This is a genomic window from Sorangium sp. So ce426 (assembly GCF_051475585.1).
GTDB classification, from domain to species: Bacteria; Myxococcota_A; Polyangia; order Polyangiales; family Polyangiaceae; genus Sorangium; species Sorangium cellulosum_B.
Genome location: NZ_CP150341.1, coordinates 8,090,372 through 8,103,162 on the forward strand (window position 1 = coordinate 8,090,372; position 12,791 = coordinate 8,103,162).

Here is a 12,791-nt window from a genome sequence, read left to right on the forward strand (position 1 = left end):
CCGGCCGGCGCCCTCCCCTTCAGGCGAGGCCCCCGCGCCGGCGCACGATCCAGTGCGCGCCGAGCGCCGCGGCCGCCGCCAGCGTCCAGGCCCAGGGGGGCAGGAGCGGCGCGACGTGGCGCTCGGCCGCCACCTGCGTCGCTGCAGGCAGCGACAGCGAGCCGGCGCCCGACGGGAGCACCGACGCGCCGCCCGTCGCGCGGGCGATCTCCTCCAGGCGGGCGACGTCGGGGCGGGGATCGGCCCACTCGTCGCCGCCGCGCTCGCACGCGAAGTCGCGCCGCGTCGTCGCCCGCTTCTGGTCGCCTCCGTCACCAGCGGCGCCTTCCGGGACGATCTCCACCGTGGCCGAATAGCCCCCGGGCTCGAGGCGACCGGCGGCGAGCTCGACCGGCTCGCCGCCCTCGCCGATCGGCGCGGTCAACGTCTTCACGACCGCGCCGCTGCCGAGGCGCGCGATGGTCACCCTGGCCTCGCCGCGCTGCCCGGCGAGGGGGCGCAGCACGAGCGCCGTCTCCTCGCCCGCGAGGCATCCGCCGCGCGGCTCGATCGCGGCAGGCTCGAAGCGCGGATCGCGCATGAGCCAGCCGAGCAGGGCGTCCCAGAACGCGCCGTGCGCGCGGCCCGCGGAGCTCGAGGCGAACGCGCTGAAGAGCAGGCGGTGGCTGCCGTCGAGCGTCAGCGCGATCGTGCGGCCGCTCTCGTGCTCGCCCAGCGAGAGCACCGGCATCGGCGCGCCCGAGGCCGTCGTGCGGGTCGGGTGCGTCATGAGCACCGTCGCCCCGGGGAGCGGATCGCCGACGACGTTGGTCCCCGGCATCTCCGGCATCTCGTCGCCGATCAGCGCGAGCAGCGGCGCGAGCACCGGCGCCGCGCGGCCGGCGGCGGTGATGCGCGGCACGAAGGCGCCGAGATCCACCTTGGGCGCGCGGCCGATGTCGAGATCCACCGGCAGGACGCGGGCGAGCCGCGTGCGCGCATAGTTGCCCGACACGAAGGCGTTCGGGCCGCCCACCATGATGAGCCCGCCGCCCTTGTCGACATACTGGGCCAGCGCCGGGAGGTGCTTGGTCAGGCCGTACGGCGCGGCGTCGAAGTCCTGCAGGACGACCGCATCGAAGCTCGAGAGGTGGACGCTGAAGAGCTCGTCGACCGGAAACGGGATCAGCGCGAGCTCGTCCGACGACGCGTTCACCTCGTCGCCGGGCGTGCGCAGGATGAAGAAGGCCACGACGTCGACAGAGGCGTCGGCCTTGAGCCACATCCGGAGCGCGCGCACGTCGTACGTCGGCCGGCCCGCCACATGGAGCACCCGGATGCGGTCGCGCGCGACGTCGAGCGTGATGTACCGGACGTCGTTCTCGGGGAGCTCGTCGCCTTCCGGCGCCTTGATCGACACCTCCAGGATGCGGGTGCCGGCGCGGTCGAGCGTCACGCCGAGCTCGACCGTGCCGACGCCGCCCTCGACGTGCGCCGTGCCCGTGGCGAGCGTCGTGGGCGCGCCCTGCTCGCGCAGCTCGCGGGCCACGACAGGGACCGCGTCGCACGCGAGGCCGCCGCTGCAGCCGATGTCGATGCGGAGCGAGAGCGGCTGGTGGGCGACCGCGGCGCCGGAGGTCCGGACCGCGCGGACGCCGGCGTCGCGCACGGACTCGGTCGCCACCGCGACCGTGTGCACCGGGACGTCGAGCCCCTCCAGCGCGGCCCGCGTCGCCGCGGCGGTGTCGTCGGGGCCCGGGCGATCGAGCCGGCCATCGGAGACGACGACGAACGCCGACGGCCGCTCGTCGGCGGCGCGGGCGAGCGCCTCGAGCGCGGCGCTGAGATCCGAGCGGCGCTGCGGCCGGCCTCGCGCGGGCGACGCGGGCGCCGCGGCCGGCCCGGAGGCGGCGGCCGGCGCCCCCGCGTCCCTGTCGGGCGTTGTCGCGGCGCCAGCGCTCGCGCCCGGCGCCGGCGCGGCGCCGCCGCCTTCGCCTGCCTGCCCGTCGGCCGGCAGCGGCGCCCCTTCGCCGAACACGTAGCGAGAGAGCCGGACGTCGGCGCGCTTCCCGAGCTCCTCGAGCGCGCGCTCGGCGCTCTCGCGGCGGGTCCCCGCGACGCCCGGCAGGTCCATGGATCGGGAGCCGTCGACCAGCACCACGACCTTGGGGCCGACGAGGCTCCCGCGCGACGTGACCGCGACCGGGCGGAGGATGGCGGCGAGCAGGCCGAGCACGGCGAGCGCGCCCGTGAGCGCCGTGCCGAGCGCCGCGCGCGTGGGCGCGGCGCCCACCGCCCCGGCGGCGCGGCCGCGCGCGCGGACGAGCTCGAGCACGAGCAGGCCGAAGCTCAGGGCCGCGACGACGCAGGCGACGGCGACGATGGGCGACGAGAGGTCGCCCGAGGGCGCGAAGCTCCGGGTCACGGCCGCTCCGGGAGCGAGAGGAGCGCGGGAAGCGCGCGAGGAGAGGGGGTCCCGCTCGCCGCGCCGGCGCGGGAGAGCGACAGCGCGGGCAGCGAGTCGAGGGCGCGTGACACGCGCGGAGCCTAGTACATCGGAGCGGGGTGTCCCAGCCCGGCGCCGTTGCTGCGACCTCTCGGGCGATCTCGAACGACCGATGCGCCACCTTGAAACGCCGGGTGCGCCGCGCGTAGGCTCGAACTCTTGTGACGATGCGCGAAGAGCTGGACGAGGCCGGGCGGCTCAGGGCAGAGAACGCAGCGCTGCGCGCGCGCGTCGAGGCGCTGGAGAAGGCGCTGGCGGAGCGCTCCAACGGTCATGCGCGGAGCGCAGCCGCGCCGGAAGGCACGGCAGACGTGGAGGCCCTCGACGCGCTCGAGGGGCTGCCCACGGCGGTGCCGGCGGTGATCCAGTGGCGCCTGGACGGCGCGGTGACGTACTGGAACGACAGCGCCGAGCGCCTCTTCGGCTGGAGCGCGAGCGAGGCCGTCGGCCGCCGGCTGGCCGACCTCGTGGGCGCGGTCCCCGTGTCCGCCGCCGCGGCGCGGGCGTTCGACTTCGCCCGGGAGGAGAGCCGCTTCGCCGCGGCCACGAGCGAGTGCAGGACGAAGGGAGGTCACGCGTTCCTCTGCCGGTGGACCTACGCCGTGCTGCGCGACGGCCGAGGCGACGCGCACGAGATCGCGGCGCTCGTCGATGACATCAGCGACCGGCAGCGGAGGGAGAAGACGGTGCAGGGGCGGTACCAGCTGCTCCTGCAGCTGGTGGACAACGCGCGCAGCTCCATCTTCGTCAAGGACACCGCGGGGCGCTACGTCCTCGCCAACCGGCTGCATGCGCAGCTGATGGAGAGGCACGTCCTCGAGGTCATCGGCCGAGATGAGTTCGAGCTGGCCGCCGTGGACGCCGTGGCCACCGAGATGATCGTGGCGAAGGAGCGCGAGGTGATGACCGGCGGGCAGGTCATGCAGTTCGAGGAGGTGGTGCCGATAGGCGACGCTCAACACCATTTCTTCACGGTCAAATTCCCGATCCACGACGAGCGCGGCGCGCCGATAGGCATGGGCGGCATCGTGACCGATATCACCTCTCTGAAGCGCGCGGAGGCGGAGCGGGCCGCGCTGCAGGAGGAGATCATCTCCGCGCAGCAGACCGCCCTCCGGGAGCTGTCGACGCCGCTCATCCCGCTCGCCGACCGGGTGGTCGCGATGCCGCTCGTCGGGACGATCGACAGCGGGCGCGCGGAGCAGATCATGGAGACGTTGCTCTCCGGCATCAGCAGCCAGGGCGCGCACACGGCGATCCTGGACATCACGGGCGTGCGCGCCGTCGACACGCACGTCGCGGACGCGCTGACGCGCACCGCGCGCGCCGCCCAGCTGCTCGGCACCCGCGTGGTGCTCACCGGCGTCCGCCCGGAGGTGGCGCAGACGCTCGTCACGCTCGGCGTGGATCTCTCCGGGATCACCACGCTGAGCACGCTGCAGAGTGGCATCGCGCACGCCCTCCGCCACGCCAGACGGTAGCTGAGCGCGGCCAGACACCAGAGCTCCTGGCCGCTCAGCCCTCCTGCGTGAGGTACTGGAGGAGCGCGGCCTCATCGCTCGTGATCAGCCGCTCGATGCCGTCATCCCTCGCGAAGCGCTGGATCTGGAGCGCGCCGGCGACGCTCTGCACGAGCACGCCGACCCGCCGGAAGCCCCGCAGCCAGTGCGGCCGGAAGCGCTTCATCGTCGCCTCGAACGACGGGTCGTTCCTTCCGGGGACGGCGCGGATGTCGATGAAGAGGGCGTGATGGGCGCGGCCCAGCCTGTCGAGGACGCGGATGAGCTCGCCCATCACGGCCTCGATCTCCTCCAGCGAGGCGAACGGCCTGGAGCTGCGGACGGTCCAGACGACGCGCAGGGACGCGTCGAACAGCACGGTGAAATGGTCGTCCTGCCAGACCAGCTTCGGCGCAGCGGCGAGGCGACCCGGGGTCATCGTGCCTCACGGCCGCGCAGGCGCGGAGCGGGGTCGGTTGTCGTCGATGGCGCGGCGGCGCATCAGGAACGGCGCGTGCACCTGGTCGTCCTTGTAGTTCGAGCAGAGCACGTACATCGCGATGTTCACGGCCAGGCGAAACGCGCGCTCCCGCTGCGCCTCGCCCCCGGGCGTGACCTCGACGCTCGGCCCCCCGCCCTCCGAGCGCGCCAGGGCGCCGGCGAGGTCGTGGTCGGAGAAGATCACCTGCGGCATGCCGCCGCGCACGATCGCGGAGAGCTTCGGCGGGCCCTCGACGCGGCCGACGGCGCGCGGGAGGAGATAGAAGGAGCGGAAGACGACGTTCTCCGTGCCGATCGGGATGGGAGAGCCCTCCGGCAGGACGCGGGCGAGCTCGCGCCGCGCGGCGCGGCCGAACGCGCCGCTGCCCGGGGCGAAGTCGTCGACGAGGAGCACGCCGCCGAGCGCGAGGAAGCGGCGCAGGCCGAAGACCTCGCGCTCGGTGAGCGGCGGGAGGTCGCCCTCGCCGCCCCAGAGCGCGAACGGCTCGGCGAGCAGCGCCGGGTCGTCGGCGCGGACCGTGGTCGGGTTGCGGCGCGCCGGCGCGCTCGTCCGCCGCTCCAGCTCGAACGACCAGCGCGCGGGGGCGGTGGCGCGCACCCCCTCCCATCGCGCGTCGCCCGTCAGCAGCGGCCGCGGGTTCCACGCCCCCTCCTCGCCGAAGGCGCGCACGGGGCGCGGCACCGCGAGGAGGAGCAGCGCGGAGACGAGCACCAGCGCCGCCGCCGCGAGGCGCCGCGGCCGCGCCATGGCGAGGCGCCGCGGCCGGGCCGAGGCGGCGGGGCGCGCGGGCGGCGGCGCCGCCTCACCGCCCCGGCCGCGCGGCCGGCGAGCGCCGAGCCGGACGAGCCATCGTCTCAATCGAAGTCCTCGACCCGCCATACGCCCGCCTCGCGCCGGAGCTTCACCTCGTGCCCACCCGGGATGTGCACCGTCGCGGAGTCGCCTGCAATCCGGACCTCGAGCCCCTCGGGCTGAGCGAGCCCCTCGACGAGCGAGCGGAGGTCGCTCTCGATGGCGGCGCGCGTGGCCGGCGTGAGGACGCGCAGCAGGCCGGCGTAGCTGCGGCGCGCGAGGACGCGGCGGAGCTGCTCGAGGGCCTGCTCGGGGGTGCGGCCGCCCGCGGGCAGCGCGTCGGCGGCCGAGATCCGGAAGGCGCGCTCGCGCTCGTCGAGCTCGAGGGTCGCGATCTCGCCGTCCGGGTAGCGGACGCGGGCGCGGGTCTTGACCACGACCCCGGGCGCCGTGACGCTCCGCGCCTGCTCCGCGAGCTCGGCGCGCGCCTCGGCGACGCGCCGCCGCACCTCGTCGCGCGACATCGCGGTGCGGCTCTTGTCGCTCAGCATGCCGTAGATGGCGTCGGCGTCGCCGCGCGCCGCCGCGTCGGCGTAGACCTGCACCGCCTCCTTGGGATCGGGGAGCGAGGGCGACGCGCAGGCGAGGCCGGACAGCGGCAAGAGCGGCAAGAGCGACAGGAGCGGCAGCGGCAGCCGCGGCGGCAGCGACGGCAGCGACGGCAGCGACGGCAGCGACGATCGGAGCGATCGCGGCAAGAGAAGCGCGAGCAGCGAGGTGAGGGCGCGCGGCACGGGACGAGCCTAGTACATCGGCGGCGGCGCGTCCCAGCGCCATGGACGAGCGCGGCGGCCGCCGTGAGGCGCCCGGCCGTGGTAAGCCGGCTCCTCCCGCGCCTCGCCTTCCCGCTCCACGACCCGAACGAAGCCGCCGCCGCATGATCGACGTTGTTGGAAAGCTCTGGGGGTTCTGCCACACGCTCCGCCACGACGGCATCGACCACGGGGACTACATCGAGCAGATCACCTACCTGCTCTTCCTGAAGATGGCCGCCGAGCGAGGCATCGATCTCTCGCGCGTCGAGCACAGGACGCCCCGCGGCGAGGTCGACGCGACCGACTGCTCCTGGCCCGCGCTGCGCGCGCGCAGCGGGCAAGCGCTGCTCGACCGCTACGCCGACGTCCTCCGATCCCTCGACGGAGCCCCCGGCGTCCTCGGGGAGATCTACGCGGGCTCGCAGCCGCGCTTCAAGAGCCCCGCGAGCCTCGGGAAGCTCGTCGACCTCATCGACGAGATCGCGTGGACGCGCCTCGGCGTGGACATCCAGGCCGCGGCGTACGAGGGCCTCCTGGAGAAGGCCGCCGCCGAGGGCAAGAAGGGCGCGGGGCAGTACTTCACGCCCCGCGCCCTGATCCAGTCGATCGTGCGGTGCATCAGGCCCGATCCGCAGGGGAAGCCGGGCTTCGCGCTCTGCGACCCGGCGTGCGGCACCGGGGGCTTCCTCGTCGCCGCCTGGGAGTGGATCGAGGCCGAGGCGCGGGGGGCGCTCGACCGGGAGGCGGCGCGCCGGATCAAGGCCGGGGCGTTCTTCGGCCAGGAGCTCGTCGCGCGCCCCCGCCGGCTCGCCCTGATGAACCTGGTCCTCCACGGGATCGAGCCGAGGATCACCCTCGGCGACTCGCTCGACGCCCCGCCGCCGGACGAGCGGTTCGACGTGATCCTGACGAACCCGCCGTTCGGCACGAAGGGGGCCTACGAGACGCCGCGCCGCGAGGATTTCGCGATCGCGACCGCGAACAAGCAGCTCAACTTCATCCAGCACGTGCTGACGATCCTGAGGCCCGGCGGCCGGGCGGCGATGGTCCTGCCGGACCATTGCCTGTTCGCCGACCAGGCAGGCGCGGTGCTGGAGATCCTCGCCAGGGGCTGCGACCTGCACACGGTGCTCCGCCTGCCGCACGGGACCTTCACGCCGTACAGCGCCGGGGTGAAGGCCAACGTCGTCTTCTTCACGAAGGGCCGCGCGACGGAGAGGGTCTGGATCTACGACGCCCGGACGGGCGTCCCGTCGATCACCAAGAAGGGCCGGCCGCTCTCCCCGGCGCACTTCGCGGAGTTCGAGCGGTGCTACGGCGGCGACCCCGACGGGCGCGGCGCGCGCGAGGCGGCGAGCTCCAGCGAGGGTCGATTCCGCAGCTTCGAGCTCCGCGAGGTGAAGGAGCGAGAGTTCAAGCTCGACGGGCTGAGGTGGCTCAAGGAGGAGTCGCTCGACGAGGCCGGCGAGATGCCCGAGCCGGAGGAGCTGGCGACCGACGCCGTCCAGGAGCTGACGGAGGCGGTCGCCGCGCTGAACCGCGTGCTCGCGCTGCTCGAGGGCGGGGCGAAGGCGGCGGAGGCGTGAGCGGGCCGCTGCCCGAGGGGTGGGCCGAGACGACGCTCGCGTCGATCTGCTCGCACCGGAGCGGGAGCTCGAAGCTCATCAAAGGGAAGCTCCACGCCGAGCAGCGGCCAGGGCGCTACCAGGGGTTCAGCGCCGCCGGCCCCGACGTGTGGTGCGACGGCTGGGAGCACGAGGGCGAGGCGATCGTCGTCTCCGCCGTGGGGACGCGGTGCGGGAAGGCGTTCAAGGCGCGCGGGCGGTGGTCGGCGATCGCGAACACCCATGTTGTCTGGCCGGATGAGCGGGCCATCGACGTCGGCTACCTGTTCCTCCACCTCAACGACGAGGGGTTCTGGGTGAAGGGCGGCTCCGCGCAGCCGTTCGTGAAGGTGCGCGAGACGTTCGAGCGGCCGTTCGCGCTGCCTCCCCTCCCCGAGCAGCGCCGCATCGTCGCGAAGGCCGATGCCCTGCTCGGCGAGGTGGACGCGGCGAAGGCCCGGCTGGCGAGGTCGTCGCTGCTCCTCCGGCGGCTCCGGCAGGCCGTGCTGGCGGCGGCGTGCTCGGGGAGGCTCACCGCGGACCTGCGCGCGCCGGGCGCCGCCGCGCCGGCCGCGGGACCGGCGGAGCCCCCGCCGCGCTGCTCGACGCCGGCGCCGGCCGCGCCCGGGGCGCGCAGCGACGGTCCGGAGCGTCCCCTGCCGCCGTCCTGGGTCCGCGGCCCGTTCGGCGCCCTGGTGGACAACCACGATGGCCGACGCGTCCCCGTGAGCTCCGCGGTTCGAGCGAGGCGCCGGGGGCCGTATCCGTATTACGGCGCGTCGGGGGTCATCGACTCGATCGATAGCTACCTGTTCGACGGCGATTACCTGCTGATCGCCGAGGACGGCGCGAACCTCCTGTCGAGGAACACCCGGGTGGCGTTCGCCGCGAGCGGGAGGTTCTGGGTGAACAACCATGCTCATGTGGTCCAGCCGAAGGCCGGCGTGGTCCTCGGGTACCTCGAGCTGCTCCTGAACTCGCTCGACCTGCAGCACCACGTGACCGGCTCGGCCCAGCCGAAGCTCACGCAGGCGGCGCTCAACGGCATCCCCGTGCCGGTGCCGCCGGCGGAGGAGCAGGCGGAGATCGTCCGCCGCGCCGAGGCGCTCTTCGCGCTCGCCAGCGAGGTGGAGGAGCGCGTGGCCCGCGCCGCGGCCCGGGCCGACAGGCTGCCGCACACGATCCTCGCGAGGGCGTTCTCCGGAGAGCTCGTCCCCACCGAGGCGGCGCTGGCTCGCGCGGAGGGGCGGGGCTACGAGCCGGCGGAGGCGCTGCTGCGCCGCGTCCGGGGGCTGGGGTGAGCGACAAGCGCCAGAACCGCGCGCGCGAGTACCGCGAGGCCATCCGGAAGCTGCACGATCGCGGGATCTGCGTGATGGCGGGCTTCATCTCGGGCTTCGACGATCAGACGCCGGAGGTCATCGCCTCCACGGCCGATCGGCTGAACGAGATCGGCGTCGACGTCCCGTTCCTGAGCATCCTCACGCCGTTCCGGGGCACGCCGCTGTACGACGAGCACCGGCGAGACGGGCGCATCCTGGAGGAGCGTGACTGGCCCCATTACAGCGGCTACGGCGTCGCCTTCCGGCCGGCGCGCATGTCCCCCGAAGAGCTCCTCGCCGCCCACCGCCAGATGTGGAATCGGGCCTTCGGCCCCGCGGCGGTGCTCGAGCGCCTGGCGCGCGGCGCGCGGTCGCTGAGCCGCGGCGCCATGATGCTGTCGGCGGCGATGAACGGCTTTTACGGCCTCAAGCAGATCACCGGCAACGAGCCCGCCGCGCCGCCGCTCGATCCGGAAGGGACGATCCGGCACCCCGCGCCCGGGGACGCCCCGGCCCGGCTCTCTCGCCTCGGCCTGAAGCGATCCGTCTCTGACACCGTGTCCCGCGAACGAAGGTCGAGCTAGGGCAAATCTCTGATCTCCGACGTGCACGAGCCCTCGTCGCAGCGCGCCGCGACCGCCTGCTCGCTCTCTCTCTCGAGCCGCCGGCCGTCCTCCGCGAGCGACGGACGCGGCGCGCAATCGCACAGCGGCCATCCTGCGAGGCACGCCGCCTCGGCGGCCTCGAACGCGTCCTGTTCGTCCGCGTCCACGCCGACGAACAGGACATCTCCGCAGCAGGTCGTGACGTGCGGCAACACGATGCAGTCGCTCGCCTGTTCGCAGGCCTTGCTGAACGCCGGAAAGCTCGAGTCGCGGCACGCCAGGCCATGGCTGCTCCCGCCCCCGGAGCCGCCAGCCCCGCCGCTCGCGGCGCTACCGCCCCCGCCCCCGGAGCCGCCAGCGCCGGCGCTCGCGGCGCTGCCGCCCCCGCCCCCGGAGCCGCCGGCTCCGCCGCTCGCGGCGCTTCCGCCGCCGCCTCCGGAGCCGCCAGCGCCGGCGCTGCCGCTCGCGCCCGCGCCCGCGCCGCTGGTGCTGATGGATTCCGCGCTCGCATGTCCATGGTCATCTTCGCCGCACGCCGCGCCGCCCAGCGTCGCCCACGCAATGAAGGAACCACGAGCCAACCAGAGAAAGCACTTGTGTGTCATGGCCGCCGCGTCGAGCACGGGACATGCCTGCTCCGGCACGAGAGAAACCCGCTGGTTTTCTGTGCCATGGCGGGCCACGACGTTGCAGCGCACGGCAAGGTGATCAGGCCGAGTTCGGGGGCGGCGGTCATGCGTGCCGTCGTCCATGGACATGCGATTACTACGATTGTAACAGACTTGACGAGCACGCGTGTCGTGCGTGCATCGAGCCACGGCCCCAGGTCGAACCAGCCGTACGGTCACTTGACGCCGGAGGCGTAAGCGAGTGATGCTCCGGCGCCATGGCGGGCTCGAAGCGTGTGAACGCGTCCCTGGCGATGGCGCTGCTCGGGCTTGCGGCGGCAGGCGGGTGTACCGCGCTGGCGGGGCTGGACGAGAGCTACCATCTGGTGGGCGGAGGCGGCGGCCCGACGGGAGGCGGGACCGGCGGCAGCGCGGCCAGCAGCTCGACGGGAGGCGGGACCGGCGGCGGCGCGGCCAGCAGCTCGGCGGGTGGCGAGGCCGGCGGCAGCGCGGCCAGCAGCTCGACGGGAGGCGAGGCGGGCGCTGGCGCGGGCGGCGAGGTCGGCGCCGGTGGCGGCGCCGAGTGCGCGACCTGCTCGTTGCCCCCGTACGACACCGACGATCCGGCGGACATGTGCGAGGCCTCGGCCGAAATTTACGAGGCGCTCATGGACTGTCTCTGCTTTGCCTGCGGCCTGGTGGAGGAATTGCCCTGCTATGGCGCGTGCGGCGCCGGCGAGGCGCGGAGCGCCGAGTGCAACGACTGCCTCGCCTCCGCGGCCGCCGAGGTGGAGGGCGAGTGTGCGCCGGAGGTCGCCGCGTGCGAGTTCGACACGGGCGAGTGATCTCGGCCTCCCTGTATCAGCGCTCGCTCAGCAGGGCGTGAACATCTCCGCGCCGAGATACGTACTCGAGAACTGGCTGTCGACCGGGTTGCCGAGATGGTCGTAGCACTGCACGTTCACCTGGGTATCCGAGCCGACGCCGGTCCAGTACGAGACCTTGCAAACCTGGACGGGGCGGCGGGACTGTCAGGTGGTCCCCGCTCCTCCAGTACATGAAGCCCGCTCATGCCCCTTCGAGAGCTCCTCCCCATCGTCCTCCTCGGCGCAGGGATCGCGCTCGGGGCGGGGAGCGCGGCCTGCGCCGCGCGACAAGGCTCGACCGGCGCGAGCTCGTCGAGCGCCGCCGCGCAACCGGCGCAACCGGCGCAACCGAGCGCACCGGCGAGCGCGCCCGCGGCGGCGCCGGCGCAACCGGCGGCGAGCGACCCGGCCGCGCCCGGGGGAGCGACGCCCGAGCCGCCGCCCCCGTCGGCCGAGCAGATCGCGCGGCTCCCGCCGGGCGCCGCGATCTACGCCTCGCTTCGCAACAGCGCCCTCGACGTCGCCGTCCAGTACGTGCCCCAGATCGCCGAGGTCCTGATCGAGGCGAACCGCGCGCTCGGCAGCCAGGATCCGCCGGACGTGACGCTCGCGAAGGCCGGCGTCGATCCGCGAAGGCCGATCCTGGGCGCCGTGGTGCCCGCGTCCGAGAAGAGCGCGCGCGCGGTCGTCGACGCCATGGCCAGGGGGGCCTCGGGCAAGGCGCTCGAGAAGGTCGTCCGCGAGCACGCGGCGGACGTGACGCGGGTGCGGCTCCTCGTTCCGCTCGTGAGCGGGGCGGACCCGCGGCGCGCCCTTTCGGGCGTGGTGGACGTCCTCGCCGGCGGCGCCCCGCTGGAGGCGTGCCCGGGCGCCGCGCGCTGCGCCGGCTTCGGCGCCAGGGCGCCGCTCGGCGTGGCGCAGGGCGGGATCGCCGCCGTCGCGATCCACGCGGACGGCGCCGACCTCCGGCTCGACGTCGTGATGTCGCTCTTCGGGTCCGGCGGCGATCCGGCCGCCCTGAAGGCGCTCGTCGCGTTCAGCGAAGAGGTCGGGGGCCCGGAGGGCAGGTGCTCCAGGTTCGACGCGAGCCCCGTGGTGTCGGTGTGCCTCGATCCCGAGCGGATGGGCGAGCTGGGCGCGACCGACGGCTACGGCGAGATCGCGAGGGCGCTCTCCGGAGGCCACGTCGATCCAAGGGTGATCCCGACGATCGCCGCCCAGGGCTTCGCCGAGGCCCGGCAGAACCTCCGGCTCGCCGCGCCGGCGCGCAGCCTCGCCAGCGACGGCACCCTCGGGATCGCCGTGCAGGGCAAGCGGAGCCGCTTCGTCGCGTCGTGGGCCCTGACGGACGCCTCGCGCGCCGGCGTCGAGAGGGCGTTCGCCGCCGAGCGATGCGCCGCCGGCGACGCGGCGGTCAAGGAGCTCTTGCCGGCGCTCCGCGCGGCGGTCGGCGATCCGGGGAAGGGCTTCGACGACCCGAAGAAGGTCGTCACCGCGTTCGAGGAGGCAGGCTGGTCTGCCTATCTGATCGCCGCCGGCGGCCCATGGCTGAACCTGCTCGGCGTGATCGCACGTGTGCTCGAGCAGGGCCCCGGGACCGACCCCGACTACCATGTGTGCGCCCGATACGACGGCGGGCGGCTCGTCCTCGTGTCCGAGATCCGGAGATGACGGCGCGCCCCTCTCCGGGCGC

Annotated in this window: 11 protein-coding genes; 6 read left to right on the top strand and 5 right to left on the bottom strand. The window is 74.4% G+C overall.

Translation table 11 applies throughout. From position 1 onward, the window contains the following. Nucleotides 1–19: 19 nt before the first annotated feature. Nucleotides 20–2,404, bottom strand: a complete 2,385-nt coding sequence (locus WMF44_RS29920) for a glutamine amidotransferase (protein WP_437293464.1) — start codon at nucleotides 2,402–2,404, stop codon at nucleotides 20–22. Nucleotides 2,405–2,652: 248 nt separating this feature from the next. Between WMF44_RS29920 and WMF44_RS29925 the strand changes: the two genes are divergently transcribed. After that, nucleotides 2,653–3,966 carry a PAS domain-containing protein gene (locus tag WMF44_RS29925; protein ID WP_437293465.1) on the top strand — a complete coding sequence of 438 codons (1,314 nt, stop codon included), beginning with the start codon at nucleotides 2,653–2,655 and terminating at the stop codon, nucleotides 3,964–3,966. Nucleotides 3,967–4,000: 34 nt separating this feature from the next. Here the strand turns inward: WMF44_RS29925 and WMF44_RS29930 are convergent, their stop codons facing one another. The 3 genes from WMF44_RS29930 to WMF44_RS29940 are packed head-to-tail and all read right to left on the bottom strand — an operon-like array spanning nucleotide 4,001 to nucleotide 6,072. Then, nucleotides 4,001–4,423, bottom strand: coding sequence for a hypothetical protein (locus tag WMF44_RS29930; protein ID WP_437293466.1), 423 nt, complete (start codon nucleotides 4,421–4,423; stop codon nucleotides 4,001–4,003). A gap of 6 nt (nucleotides 4,424–4,429) precedes the next feature. Then, the gene (locus tag WMF44_RS29935) at nucleotides 4,430–5,344 is read right to left on the bottom strand and encodes a DUF4159 domain-containing protein (RefSeq protein ID WP_437293467.1); all 915 of its coding nucleotides are present in this window, start codon (nucleotides 5,342–5,344) and stop codon (nucleotides 4,430–4,432) included. Next, on the bottom strand, nucleotides 5,341–6,072 hold the full coding sequence (locus WMF44_RS29940; RefSeq protein WP_437293468.1) for a hypothetical protein: 732 nt from the start codon (nucleotides 6,070–6,072) through the stop codon (nucleotides 5,341–5,343). Before WMF44_RS29940 ends, WMF44_RS29935 begins: the two co-directional genes overlap by 4 nt. 143 nt (nucleotides 6,073–6,215) lie before the next feature. Between WMF44_RS29940 and WMF44_RS29945 the strand changes: the two genes are divergently transcribed. From WMF44_RS29945 to WMF44_RS29955, 3 genes are read left to right on the top strand one after another with little or no spacing between them, the layout of a single operon-like run. Next, the gene (locus WMF44_RS29945; RefSeq protein ID WP_437293469.1) at nucleotides 6,216–7,679 is read left to right on the top strand and encodes an N-6 DNA methylase; all 1,464 of its coding nucleotides are present in this window, start codon (nucleotides 6,216–6,218) and stop codon (nucleotides 7,677–7,679) included. After that, a complete protein-coding gene (locus tag WMF44_RS29950) occupies nucleotides 7,676–8,998 on the top strand; it encodes a restriction endonuclease subunit S (protein ID WP_437293470.1) in 1,323 nt (440 codons plus the stop codon). The genes WMF44_RS29945 and WMF44_RS29950 overlap by 4 nt, the downstream gene beginning before the upstream one ends. Then, nucleotides 8,995–9,603 (top strand): hypothetical protein, encoded by a 609-nt coding sequence (locus WMF44_RS29955; protein ID WP_437293471.1) that lies wholly within the window; start codon nucleotides 8,995–8,997, stop codon nucleotides 9,601–9,603. The genes WMF44_RS29950 and WMF44_RS29955 overlap by 4 nt, the downstream gene beginning before the upstream one ends. Here WMF44_RS29955 and WMF44_RS29960 read toward each other — a convergent pair. Beyond that, the gene (locus WMF44_RS29960) at nucleotides 9,600–10,229 is read right to left on the bottom strand and encodes a hypothetical protein (protein ID WP_437293472.1); all 630 of its coding nucleotides are present in this window, start codon (nucleotides 10,227–10,229) and stop codon (nucleotides 9,600–9,602) included. The genes WMF44_RS29955 and WMF44_RS29960 overlap by 4 nt on opposite strands. A gap of 281 nt (nucleotides 10,230–10,510) precedes the next feature. Here WMF44_RS29960 and WMF44_RS29965 point away from each other — a divergent pair, with 281 nt between their 5' ends. Together WMF44_RS29965 and WMF44_RS29970 are read left to right on the top strand one after the other, a co-directional pair. After that, nucleotides 10,511–11,077: a hypothetical protein gene (locus tag WMF44_RS29965; protein WP_437293473.1), complete on the top strand. Its 567-nt coding sequence runs from the start codon at nucleotides 10,511–10,513 to the stop codon at nucleotides 11,075–11,077. 225 nt (nucleotides 11,078–11,302) lie between these two features. Further along, nucleotides 11,303–12,769, top strand: coding sequence for a hypothetical protein (locus tag WMF44_RS29970; protein ID WP_437293474.1), 1,467 nt, complete (start codon nucleotides 11,303–11,305; stop codon nucleotides 12,767–12,769). The last annotated feature ends 22 nt before the right edge of the window (nucleotides 12,770–12,791 follow it).

Coding starts and splice junctions, on each gene's coding strand:
- WMF44_RS29925 (WP_437293465.1), top strand. CDS start 2,653: ATGCGCGAAGAGCTGGACGAGGCCGGGCGGCTCAGGGCAGAGAACGCA.
- WMF44_RS29930 (WP_437293466.1), bottom strand. CDS start 4,423: ATGACCCCGGGTCGCCTCGCCGCTGCGCCGAAGCTGGTCTGGCAGGAC.
- WMF44_RS29945 (WP_437293469.1), top strand. CDS start 6,216: ATGATCGACGTTGTTGGAAAGCTCTGGGGGTTCTGCCACACGCTCCGC.
- WMF44_RS29960 (WP_437293472.1), bottom strand. CDS start 10,229: ATGACACACAAGTGCTTTCTCTGGTTGGCTCGTGGTTCCTTCATTGCG.
- WMF44_RS29965 (WP_437293473.1), top strand. CDS start 10,511: ATGGCGGGCTCGAAGCGTGTGAACGCGTCCCTGGCGATGGCGCTGCTC.
- WMF44_RS29970 (WP_437293474.1), top strand. CDS start 11,303: ATGCCCCTTCGAGAGCTCCTCCCCATCGTCCTCCTCGGCGCAGGGATC.